Annotated in this window: 16 protein-coding genes; 3 read left to right on the top strand and 13 right to left on the bottom strand. The window is 61.1% G+C overall.

The window, feature by feature from the left end; all coding sequences use genetic code 11:
• Positions 1–184: 184 nt before the first annotated feature.
• From ACQKEN_RS04215 to ACQKEN_RS04185, 7 genes are all read right to left on the bottom strand, one after another.
• A complete protein-coding gene (locus tag ACQKEN_RS04215) occupies positions 185–2,608 on the bottom strand; it encodes a hypothetical protein (RefSeq protein WP_427683905.1) in 2,424 nt (807 codons plus the stop codon).
• Positions 2,609–2,768: 160 nt separating this feature from the next.
• Entirely contained in the window at positions 2,769–3,422 is a 654-nt protein-coding gene (locus ACQKEN_RS04210) for an HAD family hydrolase (protein WP_427683903.1), read from the bottom strand.
• 188 nt (positions 3,423–3,610) lie between these two features.
• Positions 3,611–4,600, bottom strand: coding sequence for an ABC transporter ATP-binding protein (locus tag ACQKEN_RS04205; protein ID WP_427683901.1), 990 nt, complete (start codon positions 4,598–4,600; stop codon positions 3,611–3,613).
• A 1-nt stretch (position 4,601) separates the two neighbouring features.
• Entirely contained in the window at positions 4,602–5,399 is a 798-nt protein-coding gene (locus tag ACQKEN_RS04200) for an ABC transporter permease (RefSeq protein ID WP_065986852.1), read from the bottom strand.
• The gene (locus tag ACQKEN_RS04195) at positions 5,386–6,246 is read right to left on the bottom strand and encodes an ABC transporter permease (protein WP_427683899.1); all 861 of its coding nucleotides are present in this window, start codon (positions 6,244–6,246) and stop codon (positions 5,386–5,388) included. The genes ACQKEN_RS04200 and ACQKEN_RS04195 overlap by 14 nt, the downstream gene beginning before the upstream one ends.
• Positions 6,225–7,031: an alkaline phosphatase family protein gene (locus ACQKEN_RS04190; RefSeq protein ID WP_427683897.1), complete on the bottom strand. Its 807-nt coding sequence runs from the start codon at positions 7,029–7,031 to the stop codon at positions 6,225–6,227. Before ACQKEN_RS04190 ends, ACQKEN_RS04195 begins: the two co-directional genes overlap by 22 nt.
• Positions 7,032–7,207: 176 nt before the next feature.
• Positions 7,208–8,275: an ABC transporter substrate-binding protein gene (locus ACQKEN_RS04185; protein ID WP_427683895.1), complete on the bottom strand. Its 1,068-nt coding sequence runs from the start codon at positions 8,273–8,275 to the stop codon at positions 7,208–7,210.
• Between the two features lie 360 nt (positions 8,276–8,635).
• Between ACQKEN_RS04185 and ACQKEN_RS04180 the strand changes: the two genes are divergently transcribed.
• The gene (locus ACQKEN_RS04180) at positions 8,636–9,355 is read left to right on the top strand and encodes a UTRA domain-containing protein (protein WP_427683893.1); all 720 of its coding nucleotides are present in this window, start codon (positions 8,636–8,638) and stop codon (positions 9,353–9,355) included.
• A 6-nt stretch (positions 9,356–9,361) separates the two neighbouring features.
• Here ACQKEN_RS04180 and ACQKEN_RS04175 read toward each other — a convergent pair whose 3' ends face one another.
• From ACQKEN_RS04175 to minC, 6 genes are all read right to left on the bottom strand, one after another.
• On the bottom strand, positions 9,362–11,551 hold the full coding sequence (locus ACQKEN_RS04175; protein ID WP_427683892.1) for a mechanosensitive ion channel domain-containing protein: 2,190 nt from the start codon (positions 11,549–11,551) through the stop codon (positions 9,362–9,364).
• A gap of 201 nt (positions 11,552–11,752) precedes the next feature.
• Positions 11,753–13,042 (bottom strand): M18 family aminopeptidase, encoded by a 1,290-nt coding sequence (locus tag ACQKEN_RS04170; protein WP_074890571.1) that lies wholly within the window; start codon positions 13,040–13,042, stop codon positions 11,753–11,755.
• Positions 13,043–13,894: 852 nt separating this feature from the next.
• On the bottom strand, positions 13,895–14,530 hold the full coding sequence (locus ACQKEN_RS04165; RefSeq protein ID WP_133773139.1) for an RluA family pseudouridine synthase: 636 nt from the start codon (positions 14,528–14,530) through the stop codon (positions 13,895–13,897).
• A gap of 151 nt (positions 14,531–14,681) precedes the next feature.
• Positions 14,682–14,936 carry a cell division topological specificity factor MinE gene (gene minE, locus ACQKEN_RS04160; protein WP_037013831.1) on the bottom strand — a complete coding sequence of 85 codons (255 nt, stop codon included), beginning with the start codon at positions 14,934–14,936 and terminating at the stop codon, positions 14,682–14,684.
• The gene (gene minD / locus ACQKEN_RS04155; RefSeq protein ID WP_037013830.1) at positions 14,936–15,748 is read right to left on the bottom strand and encodes a septum site-determining protein MinD; all 813 of its coding nucleotides are present in this window, start codon (positions 15,746–15,748) and stop codon (positions 14,936–14,938) included. The genes minE and minD overlap by 1 nt, the downstream gene beginning before the upstream one ends.
• A 201-nt stretch (positions 15,749–15,949) precedes the next feature.
• Entirely contained in the window at positions 15,950–16,696 is a 747-nt protein-coding gene (gene minC / locus ACQKEN_RS04150) for a septum site-determining protein MinC (RefSeq protein WP_074890214.1), read from the bottom strand.
• A gap of 142 nt (positions 16,697–16,838) precedes the next feature.
• Here minC and ACQKEN_RS04145 point away from each other — a divergent pair, with 142 nt between their 5' ends.
• Positions 16,839–17,771: a lipid A biosynthesis lauroyl acyltransferase gene (locus ACQKEN_RS04145; protein WP_427683888.1), complete on the top strand. Its 933-nt coding sequence runs from the start codon at positions 16,839–16,841 to the stop codon at positions 17,769–17,771.
• Positions 17,772–17,789: 18 nt separating this feature from the next.
• Positions 17,790–19,022: a patatin-like phospholipase family protein gene (locus ACQKEN_RS04140; RefSeq protein ID WP_427683886.1), complete on the top strand. Its 1,233-nt coding sequence runs from the start codon at positions 17,790–17,792 to the stop codon at positions 19,020–19,022.
• Positions 19,023–19,324: the final 302 nt, after the last annotated feature.

Here is a 19,324-nt window from a genome sequence, read left to right as displayed (position 1 = left end):
CATCGCGACAGGCGGAGGACGGCACCTGCGCTGCCCGCCGCACTGTTCGTCCCCGGGGCCAGCCCGATTGCCGGCCGGCACGTTAATCGGACATCAATACCCATGCTGGCGCTGGTCAGCCTCACAGGCGTTCGATTGCTTCGCTGTCCCATCGACACCGCGAATCATCTGATCGATCAACTCTTCATTCTTCTGCGGCGGTACCGTTCAAGGTCACGCTGTCAGCGGCCGTGGATCCGCCGTTGGCGATGATGTTGCCTGCGGAGTCTTTGACGCTGATGATGGCCGGACTGGGTGAGATGGGACTGGCACCAAAGGTACCGTACAAGGTCACGCTGGTATCGGAAGTGGAGCCCCCATTGGGTATCAACTCGCCCTTGGAGTCCGTAACCCGGGTGATGACGGGGCGTGCTGTGTCGGCCACGGTGAAGTTATAAACCTCTGACGGCGGACTGGAGGTGTAGTTGGCGACCGCTTCGATTCTGTGCGCCGCCACTGCCAAGTCGTTGAGCGTCGTTTCCCATTCCCCGTCCGCGTTTATACCGACCTCAGCTACGATCTCCCCATCCAGGATCCGCAGCGTTTGATCTGCAGCGGCTGTACCCGTGAGGGTCACTGTCTTATCCGCGGTTGACCCGCCTTCCGGGATCTCGTTGCCTGCGGAATCCTTGACGCTGGTGAAGACGGGTGGGTCGAGAGCCACTGGCTCTCCCACGCTGAATTCAAGAACATCCGAGTAGCTTGTATCGCCATTCGCACGAACGACTTTGTACGAGGCGGCTACTTTGACCCCTTCGTTGTCTTTAACCAGATCGTCCTTGATGGGAAAGACAACCTCTTTGTCTTGGTTGAGACTGGTCACAGGGAGGTTATTGAGATATTTGCCCGTGATGCTGCCATCCCATGTGATGTGGATCTCATCGCGGATAGCCATCCCTCTGTACGGCACCACTTTTAGCGTTGTGTCTGAGTGATCAGGGGGGAGGGCGTTATCTACAATGCCCTCCACAATAGGCGCCCTCAATTCGGCGCGTGCCTCACCGACGTTCAGTGGCCCGGTATGGGCGGATTCACGTTCCAGCGTGACACCGTCCACGTCTTTGGCCAGAACGTAAAAAAGATCAACAGTCCCCCCTTCAATTTCCTTCAGATGCTTGCCTGGTACGGCGAAGATGATGGGCTCTTGGTCGGTCGTGTCGCCAGCAGAAACAAAGTGGGCGTCCAGTACCGGATCGTAGGGACCGTAGTCGGGGTAAGTGCCAATCCAGCGAAGGACAACCATGTCCCCTTTCTGGAAGGCATCGTCCCATGGCACTTTGACGTGTGCGGTCGCAAGCTCAGGGTCAAGAGCACCCCCTTGCTCTTCCTCGGCGATCGGCGCGGCAAGCCTTACCGGTTCGCCGATGATGCTGATGAATTCGCCTTTGGATCTCAGCCTTTCTTCGGCGCTCTGGTGCTCGACTTCATAGCTGAACACCGCCTGTGTCTTGGCAAGTAATCGAATGCGGTCATTGGGTACGGAGATTTCAAGGACTTGGGGCAGATTATCCACCACATCGGGCTCTGCGGCGGTCCAACTCAATTCAATTCCTTCTGTTGTAGTGCCGACCATCTTGGCCCAAATCCTGTCTCCGACCTCGAATTTTCCCCCAACGGGTACCCACAGCTGCAAAGTGGCGTCTTTGCCGTTTAGGGTCTCAAGATTCAGTTGTCTGTTGCGGGCCTCTTTGACGATGGGCGCGTCGAACCGGGCGTTTCCGGTGTCCACCGTGACGAGCGCTTCAGCGCTCCAGTCCGAGGAGGGGTTCTGGACGACGTCGTAGACCATAAACGCGACCGCAAGGCTGTTCGCCCCCGAATCGCCAGCTTTCAGGATGGTGTCCTTGTCAACGGTGATTTCCAGCGAGCTTCCAACTTCCTCCTCCGTAACGTAATGATCAACAAAGATGCCGCCCCATGACAATTTGATGTGGTCCAACAAGGCCATTTCGGGGTAGGGGTCGATTTTGACGATAACCCCTTCTTCCGCTTCTTCGGCGCCGACACCGTTCTGCAATATTTCTTCTGGCAGCGTAAGGACCAGCTCGGAGTGGCCTTGGTCGGTGCCGTCTTTATCGGGGCCACCCGGTGGCGTGAGTTTGACGTAAATGTTCATTTTGGCCGACGCCTCGGGCTGCTGACCGAAGCGCGTCACCTTGTAGGACACGGCCTGAGAGCCGGCAGCCAGACGCTCATCCGCGATGAACAGGCTGAGTCGTTCACCGACCTGGGCGTCTGATCTGATCGTGTCGGTAGCCACTGTCAGATCTTCCAGAAGAAGGTTTACGCTGTCGCCTTTATTCATATCTGACCAAGCCGGTACGTGCACCTTCAACCCCTGTTCGTGCGTGGTCACCGCAGCGCCTTCGTTGACGCCCCAGACTTCAAGGTCAGGTAATGCCGGAGGGCTTGGAATCGGCCCATTGACTGCGTCGATCTCCGGCGGGATCAGTAATGCGCTGGCAGCCCGGGCGTTGTCGAGGAAGATGGGGTCTGCCGCCAGTTTGGCGACGGTCTGTGAAATATGGGCAGGGATGGGGAAGTATTGCGAGCGGGCTTTAATGGCCATGGTGTTGACTCCTGTCGGTCTATGCGCAGGAGTCATTTGGCGCTGCGGTGACCTCTCTGGCTACTGTCACAATTGACAGGTTTGGCGCCCGCTGGTCGGATGCGGGAAGACTGGCATGGGTGACCTGCCGTAGGAGAGGCCTCAAGTCAGGGGCTCTGCGTCATCTCCACGCGTGAATCGGCCATCCAGCCTTTTCCGCCGCTTCCCGCAATACCGGATCCGGATTCACCACATGGGGGAAGTCTACCTTCTGCAGCAGCGGCAGATCGTTGCGCGAATCCGAATAGAAACTCGCCCCCTCAAGGTTCTCGCCTTCCTGATCCAGCCACGCCATCAGGCGGGTGATCTTGCCTTCGCGGTAGGTGAGCACGCCGCTGGTTTTACCTGTGTACACGCCATGGGCGAGTTCAAGATCAATGGCCAGCACTTCATCAACGCCGATGCGCTCGGCAATGGGCTTGACCAGGTGCACGCCCGATGCCGAGATGATCAGAATGCGATCCCCGGCGGCGCGGTGCTCGGCGATGGCCTTGGTGGCGTCGCTGAAAATGATCGGCTCGATGTAATCCTCGACCCACGGCCCCACCAGAAAATCCACTTCCTCCGGCGTGCGCCCGACCATCGGGTCCAGGCTGAACGCCATGTAATCTTCCATGGCCAGTTCACCCTTGCCGTAGGCTTCCATCAGTTCGTGGTCTTTCTTCATGAACCACTCGGGATCGACCCAGCCCAGCCGCCCCATCTGCTCGCTCCACAGGCTTGAACAGTCACCGTGGATCAGGGTTTCGTCCAGATCGAAAATTGCTAAAGCCATTAAAGCTGTCCTCTAAAATCATTTACACGCAGATCAACTGTAGGAGCGTGGCTTGTCCCGCGATCTGCCGGGAACCGGCAGCAACACAGGCCAATGCGGTGTGTCATTCTGAGCTCCATCGCAGGTTTCACGGCGGGTTCCCCGCCGATCGCGGGACAAGCCACGCTCCTACAGGGTTGGCGTCGAATTCATGCGACTTCACACAGCGCCGACGCTTCGATGTGCAGGGTGACGCGCTGGCCGTTCGGGTGCAAGTCGCTGGCCGAGCGGTTGAGCACGTCGACCACCAGTTCCACGCCCCGGGCCTCGACGCGGTAGCGGATCACGTTGCCCAGCAGGCTGTGGCTGCGCACTTCGCCTTCCAGCGAGCCGGTCAGGCTCAACTGGATCGCTTCCGGGCGAATCGCCACGCGACTGTTGATCGGGCGCTGCATCAGGCAGCTGGCTGCATCGGCTTCCAGCAGGTTGTAGTTGCCGATGAAGCCGGCGGCGAAGGCGTCGACCGGCGCGGTGTACAGGGTTTCGGCGTCGCCGCTCTGCACGATCCGGCCCTGATTCATCAGGAAAATCCGGTCGGACATGGTCAGCGCTTCTTCCTGATCGTGGGTCACGAAAATCGTCGTCAGGCCCAGTTCCTGTTGAATGGCGCGAATCTGCTCGCGCAGGTGTTTGCGGATTCGCGCATCGAGGGCTGAAAGCGGCTCATCGAGCAGCAGCAGGCGAGGGCGGGTCACCAAGGATCGCGCCAATGCCACACGCTGACATTGCCCGCCCGAGAGCTGATGCGGGTAGCGCGTGGCGAACTCGTTCAGCTCCACCAGCTTGAGCACCTCGGCCACCCGTTGCTTCATTTCGTCGGTACTGACCTTCTGCATGCGCAGGCCGAAGGCGACGTTCTGTTCCACGTTCATGTTGGGAAACAGCGCGTAGCTCTGGAACACCATGCCGATGCCGCGCTTCTGTGGCGACATCGGCACCAGGTCCTTGCCGTCGAGGAAGATCCGGCCGCTAGTCACCGACGTCAGCCCGGCGATGCAACGCAGCAGGGTGGATTTGCCGCATCCGGACGGGCCGAGCAGGGTGACGAATTCGCCCTTGTGGATTTCGCAATTGATGTCGCTGAAGACCGCTGTGCTGCCGTAGTTCTTCTGCAGGTTTTCGACACTGACGAAGCTCATATCAGTCTTTGTCCTTGTTCAGTCGGTTGGCCGCCCACGTCAGCAGCAGTACGAAAAAGAAGTAGGAAATCACCAGCGCGCTGTTGAAGTGACCGCTGCTGTTGCGCATGTTGTTGAGGTACACCTGCAGGGTTTCGTAGCGGGTGCCGACCAGCAGATTGGCGAAAACGAATTCGCCGAACAGGAACGAGAACGACAGCAGCAGGGCGATCATCAGGCCCTTGCGCAGGTTCGGCAGCACCACCAGAAACGCGGCCTGAAAAGTGTTGGCGCCGAGCAACTGCGCTGCGTCCATCAGGTCGACCAGATTGATCGCCTGCAGGTTGTTGGTGATCGCCCGGTACATGAACGGCAGTGCCACGGTGAAGTAGCAGCCGATCAGAATCCACGGCGTGCCGACCATCGCCAGCGGCCCCGAACCGTATAGCTGCAACAGGCCCACCGAGGACACCACCGGCGGCACCGCGAAGGGCAGCAGGATGAGGATGTTCATCAGCGCGTCGAGCTTGGGGAAGTGGTAATGCACGACGAACAGCAGCGGCAGAATCAGCACCACCGACAGCGCCAGGGCGCCGACGCACACCAGTAACGACTGACCGAACGCGCGCAGAAAACGCGGATCGCTCCACAGGGCGACGTACCATTTGTAGGTCAGGCCGTCGGGCAGAATCGTCGCCGACCAACTGGTGGCGATCGAATACACAAAGGTGCCCAGCAGCGGCGCCAGCAGAATCAAAAACAGCAGGTACACCACGACGCGGTGGTAAAGCCCCGGCGGGCGGCGTTCAGCGCGAGACATGGTAGCTCCTCTTCAACAACCACTGATGCACGACCGTGACCAGCGTCATCATCCCCACCAGAATCATCGCCAGGGCGCTGGCCATGTTGGGGTCCAGGGTGATGTCACCCGCGACCATTGCCGCGATGCGGATTGGCAGCACGTTGAAATTGCCGGTGGTCAGCGCATACACCGTGGCGTAGGCCCCCAGCGCGTTGGCCAGCAGGATCACGAAGGTGCCGAGCAGCGCAGGCGTCAGCACCGGAATCCCGATGTGCCGCCAGAAATCCCAGCCGCTGGCGCCCAACAGTGACGCCGACTCCCGCCAGTCCTCACGCAGTGCGTCGAAAGCGGGGTAGAGCAATAGCACGCCCAGGGGGATCTGAAAGTAGGTGTAGAGGATGATCAGGCCGGTTTTCGAGTACAGGTTGAAGTCATCGATGATCCCGGCCTGTTTCAGAATCAGCGTCAGCGCGCCGTTGAAACCGAGCAGGATGATGAAGGCAAACGCCAGCGGCACCCCGGAAAAGTTACTGGTCATGTTGGCGAAGGCGCTGACGAAATCCCGCAGGCGTGACGGCACTTTGCGCAGGGAATAACTGCCGAGGATCGCGATGACGATGCCGATCAGGCTCGACCAGAAACTGATCTCCAGGCTGTACTGCATGGCCTGGCGGTAGAACCGCGAGTTGAACGCTTTGATGAAGTTGTCGATGCCCCAGCCGGCGTCCGATTGCAGGCTGTTGATCGCCACCCAGGCCAGCGGCGCGATCTGAAAGGCGATGAAGAACACCGCAAACGGCACAAGGCACAACAGCGCCAGCCATTTGCCGCGGCTTTGTGAATTTACTTGAGCACCTCTCTGCACACGGGTTTGTCGTGGGGCACGCCGAGCAGCTCGCAGACGGTGCCGCAGATCTCGGTCTGTTTCGGTCGCGCTTCCGGGTCGAGGCTGAAGGCGTCACCGAGCACGAACAGCGGGACTTCACGTTCTTCCGGCAGCACGCCGTTGTGGGAGCGGTCGTTGTTCATCCCGTGATCGGCGGTCACCAGCACTTGATAGCCCGCATCCAGCCAGCGCTGCAGGTACTCGGCGAGGATGATGTCGGCGGAGCGTGCGCTGTTGCGGTACTGCGGGGTGTCGAGGCCGTGCTTGTGGCCGGCGTCATCGATGTTCATCGGGTGGACGAAGAGGAAGTTTGGTGTGTGGACCGTTCGAAGATGCTCGGCGTCGTCGAACAGGTGGGAATCGGGGTAGTGATCGACGTAGTAGAAGTGGCCGTGCTGGATCGGCAAGTCGGCGTCGTCGGTGTGGCGGTCGCGTGCGGCAATGAACGGGCTGCGGTTGTACAGCTCGCTGACCCAGTGATACGCCGCGGCGGCGGTGGTCAGTCCGGCGTCGGTGGCGTAATGGAACACGCTGCGCTGGTTGGAAAGCCGGGAAACCTGGTTGTGCACGATGCCGCTGTCGATGGGCGCAACGCCGGTCAGAATGCATTCATACAGCGGGCGGGACAGCGACGGCAGTTCGCATTCGAGTTTGTACAACGCCGCGCGGCCTGCATTTCGGTAGGCCAGCAAATGCCCCATCGCATGGTGCGCCACGCTGTAACTCAGGCCGTCCAGCAGGATGAGGATGACGTTGTGTTTCATGGCCTCTCCGGAGGGTGGATCGCCAAACATTACTGTGGGAGTGAGCTTGCTCGCGATTGCGGTATGCCTGCGACAGACAGGTTGACTGACACACCGAAATCGCGAGCAAGCTCACTCCTGCAAGGCTGGGGGTGACTGTGAAAACGGCGCCCCTTTTCTGAAGCGCCGTTCGCCTATTACTGCATCTCGACGATGACTTGCTCGTTCCATTGTTGTGGCAGGGCCTTCGAGGTTTTTTCCCACGCTGCAGCGTCTTTGATCGGTGTCACGTTCTTGTACTGCTCGTTAGGCAGTAGCTTGGCTTGCACCTCTGGCGGTAGCGTCAGGTGCTCGGCGCGGATCGGGCGCGCGTTGCCCTTGGCCAGGTTGATCTGGCCGGCGTCGCTGAAGATGTATTCACGGGCCAGCTTGGCGGCGTTCGGGTGCTTGGCGTATTTGTTGATGATCGTGGTGTAGCCCGAAATCACCGAACCGTCGGACGGGATCAGCACAACGTAGTCGTCAGGATTGGTCATCTTGGCCTTGTAGCTCAGGCCGTTGAAGTCCCAGACCACGCCCACTTCCACTTCGCCCTTTTCCATCGACTGGATCGTCGGGTTGTTGATGCCCAGGCGCTTCTGCTTGGCCAGTTCGGTGAACAGTTGCAGGCCCGGTGCGAGGTTGGTTTCATCGCCCTTCATGGAAATCGCAGCGGCGAGCACGCCGTTGGCAGCCTGAGCCGCGGTGCTGACATCACCGATGGTGACCTTGTACTTGCCGTTCTTCAGGTCAGCCCATTTGGTCGGTACGTCCGAGCCATGCAGCAGCTTTTTGTTGACGATGAAAGCGATGGTGCCGGTGTAGGCCAGCGCCCAGTGACCGTCTTTATCCTTGGCCCAGTCAGGCACTTGCGCCCAGGTGCTCGGCTTGTAGGGCTGAGTGACGCCCTTCGCGACAGCGATCGGGCCGAACGCTGCACCTACGTCGCCGATGTCGGCGCTGGCGTTGTCTTTTTCCGCATCGAACTTGGCCACTTCCTGGGCCGAGCTCATGTCGGTGTCCATGTGCACCAGACCGTACTTGGCGGTCAGGTCGGTCCAGGTGCCTTTCCAGTTCGCCCAGTCATCGGGCATGCCCACGCTGTTGATCGCGCCTTCGGCCTTGGCGGCGGCTTCGAGGGTTTTGAGATCGGTGTCGGCGGCCATGGCCGAAGTGCTCAGCGCGATGGCCGAACCCAGGAGTGATGCCAGCAAAAGGTGTTTCATTCGAAGCTCCTTTGTGCACTTCTCGACGGACTCATAGAAGTGTTCGTTGCGGATGGTTGGTCTAGGTCAGCAATACCTGAGCCAAGTTAGGCCAGTAACATGACGCTTTCGTGTCTGGACCGACTCTTGCTGAAGCAAGTCAGAGCCCCGGTGATCGCCGTGAAATGAGCGTAGACCATGCTCAAGCGCCTGATCTGAAAGGCCCGGATGATTTGCTAAGCGCTGGTGTTGCGCCCGTTCCTGGCTGGAATGTCACGCAACGGTCATCTACGCTGCCTAGGCTCTGGAGCACCGAAACGGGCCAGTCAGCGAGCGACACTGCCCTTAAATAGCGCTGGTCTAGTCCAGATAGGTAACGTAATGCGCGAAGAAATGCCCCGAGCGGTGACGACCATCTGCAACGCGCTGCAAGAACAGATCGAACACGGTCTGTTGCCGCCGGGCAGTAAGTTGCCGGCTGAACGCAAGTTGAGCGAGGTCTTCGATACCACACGCATTACGTTGCGCGAGGCGCTGGTGCAACTCGAGGCTCAGGGCCTGATCTACCGCGAGGAGCGCCGTGGCTGGTTCATCTCTCCGCCGCGGCTGGCCTATGACCTGATGCGCCGCAGCCACTTTCACGCGATGGTCCAGGCTCAGGGCCGAGTGCCCGCGACCCAGGTGATATCCGCGCGGCTGCAACCGGCTCCGGCGGTGATTTGCGGGTTGCTGCAATTGCCGGCGTTGTCCAGCGTGATCCAGATCTGCCGCGCCCGCCGGATTGATGAACGGCTGGTGCTCTACGTCGAACACTACCTCAATCCCGATTACTTTCCGCACATCCTCGAACTGGACCTGAACCAGTCGCTGACCGAGCTCTACGCCAGCCATTACGACATTCGCTACGGCCAGGTGCGTTTCGAGATGGTGCCCACGGCGTTGCCCGTGGAAGCGGCGGGTGCGCTGAAAGTCTCCATCGGCAGTCCGGGCCTGCGCATCGCCCGGGTCAACCACGACCAGCGCGGACGGCTGATCGATTGCGACCTGGAATACTGGCGCCATGACGCGATACATGTGAGCGCGGTGGTGGCAGATATCTAGTTCTGCTTACGCCGACGCGTCGTCCTTCTTCTCGCGCACTTTGCTCACACGCCCGCCACTGGTGCTGACCTGCACGTTCAGGCGCGGCGTCGCCAGGTCCATGCCGGCTTCGTCCAGATAACGCTTGAGCGACAGGTTGAACGCCCGCGACACTTCCCATTGCTTGATCGGCGCGGTCTTGAAGCGCGCCCGCAGAATGGCGTTGCCCGAGTCGAAACTCTCCACCCCCTGAATCTCCAGCGGCGACCAGATATTGCGCCGCTGCAACGGGTCGGTGCGCATTTTCTGACCGACGTCGCGGACCATCTTCAGTGCGTCGTCGATGTTCATGCTCGCCGGAATCGCGATGCGGAAAATCGCGTAACCGAACTCCCGGGAGTAGTTCTGGATGCTCTTGATCTCGCTGAACGGGATGGTGTGGACGATGCCGTCGATGTCGCGCAGGCGCACGGTGCGGATGGTCAGGCCTTCGACAGTGCCCAGGTGCCCGCCGACGTCCACGTAATCGTCGATGGCCAGCGAGTCTTCAATGATGATGAACAGCCCGGTGATCAGATCCGCCACCAGTGACTGCGCGCCGAAACCGATGGCGATACCGATCACACCGGCACCGGCCAGCAGCGGTGTCACATTCATGCCCATGTTCGCCAGGGCGACGATGAGCGCGATGACGAAAATGGTCACGAACAGCACGTTGCGGATCAGCGGCATCATGGTCTGCGCGCGGGTATTGGCCAGGCCTTTGCGCGAGCGGGTCAGGGCGTGGTGAATTGCCGTGTCGGCGAGAATCCAGATCAGCCAGGCAAACATCAGCGTCGCCGCCAGCCCGATCAGCCGCAGACTGATATCGCGGCCGTCGCCTTCGGCAAAGCGGATCAGCGAAAGCCCCCAGACCCGCAGGCCCAGTTCGATGAACACCAGCCAGATCAGCATGTGCGCAACGGTATAAAAGAAATTTTTCAGGCGGTCCGAGTACAGCGCGTGACGCTTGTGCGCATGGCTTGGCTTGAGTGAATGACGCCGCACCAGGCCGTTGATGACCATGCACAACACCAGCAGCACGGTGCAGATCAGCGCCTGACGCAATGCAGTGCTGGTGTCGCCCGCAGAGAAAAACGTGGCGAACAGGGACACGCCCACCAGCACCAGGGCCGGCAGATACCAGAACGAGCCGATGACCTCGATACTGTCGCTCAGGGCGCGACGGTTTAGGCGGCGCTCCAGCGCCTGGTTGCGGATCAAATGCGCGATCGGCCGACGGAAGCGGATGATGAACAGGCCGGTGGACAGCGCGGCCATGACGTTGGCCAGGGTCGCGGCGGTGTGCGCCAGGTGCACGCCAAGGCTGGCGACCAGACGCGGGTCGCTCAGCGCTTCGCCGAACGCGGCAAAGCTGCCGATCCACCACAGCGGCCGAAACGCCTGATGCCGCAGGATGTACAGCGCCTGATGGCGATGCGGCCCATCCAGCAGTGAGAACGCGATCACACAGACCGCGGAGAACAGCGTGCCGACCACCAGCGCGTAAGCGAGCACCATCGCCAGATCCCGGCCCAGCGACGGCGGCAGCGAGTAACTCAGGTAGATCGTGATGACCAGCGCCACCAGCCACGGGCCCAGCTTGCGGAGCGCGAAGCGCAGCATGTCCGACAGGCGCGGGTGCTGCGGAAGCTCGGCGGAGAGGCCGAAGCGCAAGCGCACCTTGTGGCCCAGCCAGATCAACGCCGCCGCCAGCAACCCCCATATCGCCAGCACCACGGCAAAGCCCCAAATGATCGGCCACCACTGGTTGGCCGGCAGCATCAGCGCCATCAACTCGTCCTGCGCCAGCGCCGCCTCGTCCGCCCAGCGACTGAGGGGGCTGTCTGCGCCGGTGAACTGTTTTTCCAGTTCGGCGAGCGAGCTGCCGATCAGGCCCAGCACGCCTTGCTCCACGGTCGGCTGCGCTTTCCTGGTGGCGTCCCGCAATTTCTTCAGGTCATCCAACAACTTGCTGCGCTGCTGATCGTTTTCCAGCGACGTAATGACCTCGTCCAGGGACTGCCCCAACGGCTCCTGGGCCTGGGGCTGCGTCTTGTCGCCGCCACTGAGCAGACTCGGCAGGCCGGCGGCGTGCGTCAACGCAAACGGGAACAGCGCCAGCAGGCATAGCAGGAACAGACGGGGGAGAACGGAAAGGCGGGTGGGAGCGATCACCTGGAAACAAACCTCGAATAGACAGGCGCTTGGGGTGGCGCGGTGTGGGAGCCGTGCCGGGGCAAGCAGAGGCGGATGAGTTTACGAGGGGATAGGGGGTGTGGCGAGGGGGAATTGTGAAGTCCGGACAGCGCGAGGTGCAGGCCGTTTCCATGACCCGTGAAGGACATGGATCGGCCTGCGCTCAAAGGGGGTTCGAGATCAAGGCAACTCGGCACTCGCATAGAACGCCGACAGCACCTTCACCAGATGCGCCAGATCCTGACTGCCCGCCAGTTCGCGGATCGAGTGCATGGCGAAGGTCGGCAGGCCGATATCGACGGTCCGCACGCCGAGGTGGCCCGCAGTGATCGGGCCGATCGTCGAGCCGCAGGCCATGTCGCTGCGCACGACGAAGCTCTGCACCGGCACTTCTTCGGCCATGCACAGGTGGCGGAAGAACCCGGCGGTTTCGCTGTTGGTGGCGTAGCGCTGGTTGCTGTTGACCTTGATCACCGGGCCGGCATTGAGTTTCGGGCCGTGGTTGGCGTCGTGCTTTTCAGCGTAGTTGGGGTGTATGCCGTGGGAATTGTCAGCGGAGATCAGCAGGGATTTCTGAATAGTGCGGACGTAATCGTCACCTTCCGGCAGTAGACGTTGCAGCACTTGCTCCAGCATCGGCCCGTCTGCACCGCAGGCGGACGTGGAGCCGACTTCTTCGTGGTCGGTGCAGATCAGCAGGCAGGTTTCGTCGCCGTCGGCATTGAGCAACGCTTGCAACCCGGCGAAGCAGGACAGCAGGTTGTCGAGCCGGGCGCCAGCGATGAAGTCACCGTTGAGGCCGATGACGGCGGCGCTTTGGGTGTCGTAGAAGCTGAGTTCGTAATCGAGGACGACGTCGGCGTTCAGACCGTGTTCGCGGGCCAGTTGATCGGTCAGCAGGGCGCGGAAGTCGGGGCGTTCGTCACCGGCGACCTGGGCCAGGATCGGCGGCAGTTCGGTCTGCGGGTTGATCGCCCAGCCTTCGTTGGCGGTGCGATTGAGGTGGATCGCGAGGTTGGGGATGATCGCGATGGGCAGCTTGAAGTCGATCAGTTGGCTTTCGACTTTGCCGTCCCGGCGGAAGGTGACGCGGCCGGCGAGGGAGAGGTCGCGGTCAAACCACGGGGCAAGGAGCGCGCCGCCGTAGACTTCGACGCCCAGTTGCCAGAAGCCCTGGCGTTGCAGTTCGGGTTGCGGTTTGACGCGCAGGCACGGGCTGTCGGTGTGGGCGCCGACGAGGCGAATGCCGCCGGTGAGGGGCGACAGGCGACCGAGTTTGAAGGCAACGATGGAGGAGTCGTTGCGGGTGACGTAGTAGCGGCCGCCTGCCTCGGTGTACCAGGGCTCGCGTTCGTCGAGGCGCTGGTAGCCGGCGCCTTCGAGGCGTTGGACGAGGCTGGCGGTGGCATGAAAGGGGGTGGGGGAGGCCTTCAGGAAATCGATAAGGCCCTGATTCAACTCTTCGCGCATAGGTTACTCCAGGCAGCAATGGGCGGGAGTTTACAGGCCAAAAGGGGTTTTGATCGAGATCAAGATCAAGATCCTTAAGATCAAGAGCGCCTGCCTGGGGGCAGGCTGTTTCGCCTTCGGCGAGTTACTTGGAAAAGTCGAAAGTCGCACCATCCCCAAGTAACCAAGGGTGCTTGCTCCTGGTTGGGCCCGACTTCGTCGGGTTCCTTCACTCCGGTCTCGCTCCGTGGGCCCGCGCCGAACGGACATCCATGTCCTGACGGCGCTCTCGCCGCATCCATGCGGCTCGGCCCACTGCGCGAGACCTGCGTTCAGCCTGCACCCAAGTCGCGATTGGCGGTGACTGGGCTTTTTGTGTACGGAGATCAAGATCAAAAGCTTCCCGGCTGAAGCCGGTCCCACTGACCGTACGCGGTGCTTTTTAGTGGGACCGGCTTCAGCCGGGAAGGGGCCAGTCTGGGCGCTGGCAGTTCTGCAGCCTGACTCCCTCCCTGTGGGAGCGAGCTTGCTCGCGAATGCTGTTGCTGTTGCTGTTGCTGTTGCTGTGCTTTTGATCTTCATACGCAAAAAGTCCAGACACCGCAAAACGCGACTTTGGTGCAGGCCGAGCGCAGACGATGTGGAGTGGGTCGAGCCGCATGGATGCGGCGAGAGCGCCGTCAGGACATGGATGTCCGTTCGGCGCGGGCCCACGGAGCATCGTCGGAGTGAGGGAACCCGACGAAGTCGGGCCCAACCAGGAGCAGGCACTTTTGCTTACTTTTGGTGCTTTTCAAAAGTAAGTCGCCGAAGGCGAAATGATCTGCCGTCAGGCAGATGTTCTTGATCTTCACCCTGTTCTGACTAACAAAATCAAAACGGCGCCGGACACTCGAACCGCAACCGCTCACCTGTCCCCGGATGGGTAAACGCCAGCATGCTCGCGTGCAGACACAACCGCGGGTACGCTGCCAGCGCCTCCGGATGCGCATACAAACCGTCGCCCAACAATGGATGCCCGATCGACAACATATGCACCCGCAACTGATGCGACCGCCCTGTGATCGGCGTCAGCTCAACCCGGCAATGGGTGTCATACCGCTCCAGCACCTTCCAGAACGTCAACGCATGCTTGCCGAACTCATGATCCACCACATGACGCGGCTTGGTCGGCGGATCGTAGCGCAACGGCAGATCGATACTGCCGCTGTCCAGGTCTGGCTGGCCCCAGGCCAGCGCCGTGTAGGCCTTCTCCGTCTCGCGGTCATGAAACTGCCGGGACAACTCACGGTGGGTGTCCGCGTCTCGGGCCAGCAAAATGATCCCCGACGTCTCCCAGTCCAGCCGATGGACGATGCGCGCCTCGGGGTAGCCGTTTTCCTGCAGCCGGGTAATCAGGCAGTCCTTGTTATCGTCAGCGCGACCAGGGACCGAAAGCAGCAGGGTGGGTTTGTTTACCACCAGGACAGCGTCGTCCTGATGGAGGATATGAACGTTGGACAGCGGCATGGAACGCCTCATCACTCAAACAGGCGCAGCACGATCAAGACAGCCATCGCGGCGCAGAAAACAGGTCTTCAGGAACGCCAACGGCGGCGCGCTTACCTGATTCCGCAAAGGGAGTCAGGCAACCGGGCCGCCGTGGCGACTGCCTTCTCGATCAACGATCAGGCAGGGTGATATTCAGTTCCAGAATCGAGCAGCTGCCGTCGTTTTCAAGGGCGACATGCACGTCATCGTTACCGATATTGACGTACTTGCGGATCACCTCGACCAACTCCTTTTGCAAGGCAGGCAGGTAATCCGGGGTGCTGCGTTGGCCGCGTTCATGCGCCACGATGATCTGTAGACGCTCTTTCGCTACCGACGCGGTGCTGGGCTTTTTGTTGGCACGAAAGAAGTCAAAAATGCTCATCAGTTACCCCCGAACAGGCGTTCGAAAAATCCTTTTTTCTGTACGTCCAGGAAGCGGTGCTCACGGTCTTTACCCAACAGACGGTCAACGGCATCGCTGTACGCCTGGCCAGCGTCGCTCTGATCATCAAGGATGACCGGCACGCCCTGGTTGGACGCCTTGAGTACGGCCTGGGACTCCGGAATCACGCCCAGCAGGGTCACGGCGAGGATTTCCTTGACGTCTTCAACGCCCAGCATCTCGCCCTTGCTCACGCGCTCAGGGTTGTAACGGGTCAGGAGCAAGTGCTCCTTGATCGGGTCTTCGCCACGCTCGGCGCGACGGGATTTGCTGGCCAGCAGGCCCAGCATGCGGTCCGAGTCACGAACCGAGGACACTTCCGGGTTGGTCACGACGATGGCTTCGTCGGCGAAATACATCGCCAGGTGAGCGCCCGTTTCGATACCGGCAGGGGAGTCGCAGACGACGTACTCGAAGGTTTCCTTGAGTTCCATCAGGACTTTTTCCACGCCTTCCTTGGTCAGCGCGTCTTTGTCACGGGTCTGGCTGGCGGCGAGGACGTAAAGACCTTCGATCTTCTTGTCCTTGATCAGCGCTTGCTGCAGGTTGGCTTCGCCGTTGACTACGTTGACGAAGTCATAAACGACGCGACGCTCGCAACCCATGATCAGGTCGAGGTTACGCAGGCCGACGTCGAAGTCGACGATGACCGTTTTGTGGCCGCGCAATGCGAGACCGGTACCGATGGCGGCGCTGGTGGTGGTCTTGCCCACACCACCCTTGCCGGATGTAACCACGAGAATCTTGGCCAAGGTGTATCACCCCTAGAGGAAAAGGACGTTGAGTCCCTGAAGAGCCCCTCGTGACGGCGCAACTAAAGCGGGCGAGGGCGGTGATCGGAACCCGTGAAAGGAATTCCTGTTCGGGAAAACAAAAAAATATCCCGAACGTCCCGGTGCCTTCGCGTCGTTTTCGCGACGAATCAGAGTGGCTTAAAAATGGCGCAGTATCCGTTAAAGACGGGTGATGTTCAACACGTCCCCGGACAGACTGATCTGCACACCGGCCCCCCACAGCGGATCCCGGCGCAGGTCTTCGGACACCTTGTACTGACCGGCGATGGAGATCAGTTCGGCGACCATTTGCTGGCAGAAAATTCGTGCCTTGGTATCGCCTTTGATCCCCGCCAGCGCTCGGCCGCGCATCGGGCCGTACACATGAATGTTACCGTCGGCGAGCAGTTCGGCGCCGGGGCTGACTGAGGAAATCACCACCAGATCCGAGCCCTGGGCGTAGATCTGCTGACCGCCGCGCACGGGGGCAGTGATGATCTTGGTCGGCTTTATCAGCGGCTCGGGCGGCTTTTCGATGATTTCAGGCTTCTTTTTGACTTCGCCTTCCGTCGGATCAAGCGGTCGCTCGCGCGCGCCTGAAGGCGGCAGCACCGGCAGGTCGATGGAAATGGCGGCGGCGATGTCTTCAATTCGGTTGGCACGGATGGCCAGGGTGCGCAGACCATGTTGACGGCAGATGCGCATCATCGCCGGCAGGTCGATGGCGCCTTCATCCGGCGGCAGTTTGTCGAGGGCCAGCACCAGCGGTGTATTGCTGAAGAAGTTCGGCGCCTGGGCGACTTTTGCCGCCAGTTGACGATCCAGCGCTTCGAGGTTGTTGCGGGCCAGTTCCAGCACAGTGATGGCCAGCATGCTGCCCTTCAACTGAAACACGGGGTCCTTGTCTTGCAATTCGATTTGGCTCATGTCGGCATACAGCGGCTTGTCGCTAAAAGTGCCGAGACTTATAACGATAACGCCCGCCAGCCGCAAGGGAGGCGCAACCGACGGCGGCACGATCCGCGCGAACCGATGTAGAATGCCCGCCTTTGTCCTGACGGAAGCTGTAATGGATCACCCGCGTTTTCGAGCTCACTTTCTTCATCCCCGCTTCTGGCTGCTGTGGCTGGGGCTGGGCTTGCTCTGGCTGATCGTGCAGTTGCCGTTTCGCGTGTTGCTGGTGGTTGGCCGTGCTTTGGGCTGGGTCATGTACTACCAGGCGACCGATCGACGGGTGATTGCCGCGCGCAACCTCGAGCTGTGTTTCCCCCAGTATTCAAAGGCCGAGCGCAAACGCCTGCTCAAGGAAAACTTCGCCTCCACCGGCATCGCCTTTTTCGAGATGGCCATGAGCTGGTGGTGGAGCAAACCCCGTCTTGCGAGGCTGGCCCACATCGAAGGTCTTCATCATTTAAAGCAGGCGCAGCTGGACGGCAAGGGCGTGATCCTCATGGCCCTGCACTTCACAACCCTTGAAATCGGCGCAGCCCTGCTCGGTCAGCAGCACACCATCGACGGCATGTACCGCGAGCACAAGAACGCGCTGTTCGATTACGTGCAGCGGCGTGGCCGAGAGCGGCACAACATGGATTCCATTGCCGTAGAGCGCGAAGACGTGCGCGGCATGATCAAGCAGCTGCGCAAAGGCCGGGCGATCTGGTATGCGCCGGATCAGGACTACGGCGCCAAGCAGAGCATCTTCGTGCCGCTGTTCGGCATTCAGGCGGCCACTGTGCCGGCCACCAGTAAATTTGCCAAGCTCGGCCACGCGCTGGTCGTGCCGTTCACTCAGGAGCGTCTGGCCGATGGCAGTGGCTACAGGCTGGTGATCCATCCGCCGCTGAGCGATTTTCCGGGGGAGAGCGACGAGGCGGACTGCATTCGCATCAATCAATGGGTCGAGCGCGCCGTCACCGCCTGCCCCGAGCAGTACCTATGGGCGCACCGGCGTTTCAAGAGCCGGCCGCCGGGTGAGCCGAAGCTGTACAAGAAGCGTGGCTGAACCAAGAGCTGAAAACCCATGACGACCAGCGCCATAGAACAACAATCGGTGCGCGACGCCTCAGCCCTACCTTCCGGCGTCGAGCCCGTCACCGGGCTGATCCTGTCCGGCGGCGGTGCCCGCGCGGCGTATCAGGTGGGCGTGCTCGCCGGCATCGCCGACCTGCTGCCCGTCGGCGCCAAAAACCCTTTTCCGGTCATCGTCGGCACCTCCGCCGGGGCGATCAACGCGGTGAAGCTGGCCAGCGGCGCCGCGCAATTTCGCACGGCGATCCACGAACTGACCGACTTCTGGCAGGGCTTTCGCAGCCATCAGGTATTGCGCAGCGACTGGGCCGGTGTCGTCCGGCAGGCCGCGCGGTTCTTCGGTCGCAGCCTGTTGGGCATCGGTCGGCAACAGGTGCCGGTGGCGCTGCTCAACAGTTCGCCGCTCAAGGATCTGCTGACCGCGCGGCTCAACCTGGACGGCATCCAGGAAGCCATCGAAGCAAAGCATCTGCGCGCGGTCGCGATCACAGCGTTTGGTTATGAGTCGGGGCAGGCGGTCACGTTTTATCAGGGCAAAGGCACAATCGAGTCCTGGCTGCGGCACCGCCGGATCGGCCTGCCGACGCGCTTGACGATCGACCATCTGCTGGCCAGTTCGGCGATTCCCTTGCTGTTCGCGCCAGTGAAGCTGGGGCAGGAATATTTCGGTGACGGCGCGGTGCGGCAGTCAGCGCCGATCAGTCCGGCGTTGCACTTGGGCGCTAACCGCGTGCTGGTGGTGGGCGTCAGCGGCAACCCCCGTGGCCCCGGCGCGAATCCGCCTGTGCCGCGCGCGGTCCGTGGCACGCAGCCGAGCCTTGCGCAGATCGGCGGGCACATGCTCAACAGCACGTTCATTGACAGCCTTGAGAGTGACATTGAGTTGCTGGAGCGGCTGAATCTGGTCAGCCGTATGTTGCCTGGGCCCGAAGTGCCCAGGCCGCAGTCGTCAGAATCGACGCCCATTCAGTCCCTGGCGCCGGTTGAAGTGCTGGTGATTTCGCCCAGCCAGCCCATCGACGAAATCGCCGCCCGCCATCGCCGCGAACTGCCCCCGGCGCTGCGCACGTTTCTGCGCGGCCCCGGTGCGACCAAGACCAGCGGGGCAGGGGTGCTGAGCTATCTGCTGTTCGAGTCGGGTTATTGCAGCGAGCTCATCGAACTGGGCCGCCGCGACGCGATGGCCCAGAAGGAAGAGTTGATGCGGTTCTTGCGGCTGGAGTGAATTGCCGCCCCGGGTGATGCAATGCGGCCGCAGCTCATCGTAGGCGCGCGCTTGCCCGCGATTTCAGCACCAGGCGCAAAACCTGTGGGAGCCGGCTTGCTGGCGAATGCGGTGTGTCAGGCGCCATTGTTGGCTCAGGCAGATCGCATTCGCGGGCAAGCGCGCTCCTACAACGGATTTGCTTAGGCTGGATTTCAGCGTCAGGCACAAAACCTGTGGGAGCCGGCTTGCTGGCGAATGCGGTGTGTCAGGCGCCATTGTTGGCTCAGGCAGATCGCATTCGCGGGCAAGCGCGCTCCTAC

It is taken from the genome of Pseudomonas sp. NPDC078416, assembly GCF_050268485.1.
GTDB lineage: Bacteria > Pseudomonadota > Gammaproteobacteria > Pseudomonadales > Pseudomonadaceae > Aquipseudomonas.
This window is presented reverse-complemented; position numbering and strand designations above follow the sequence as displayed.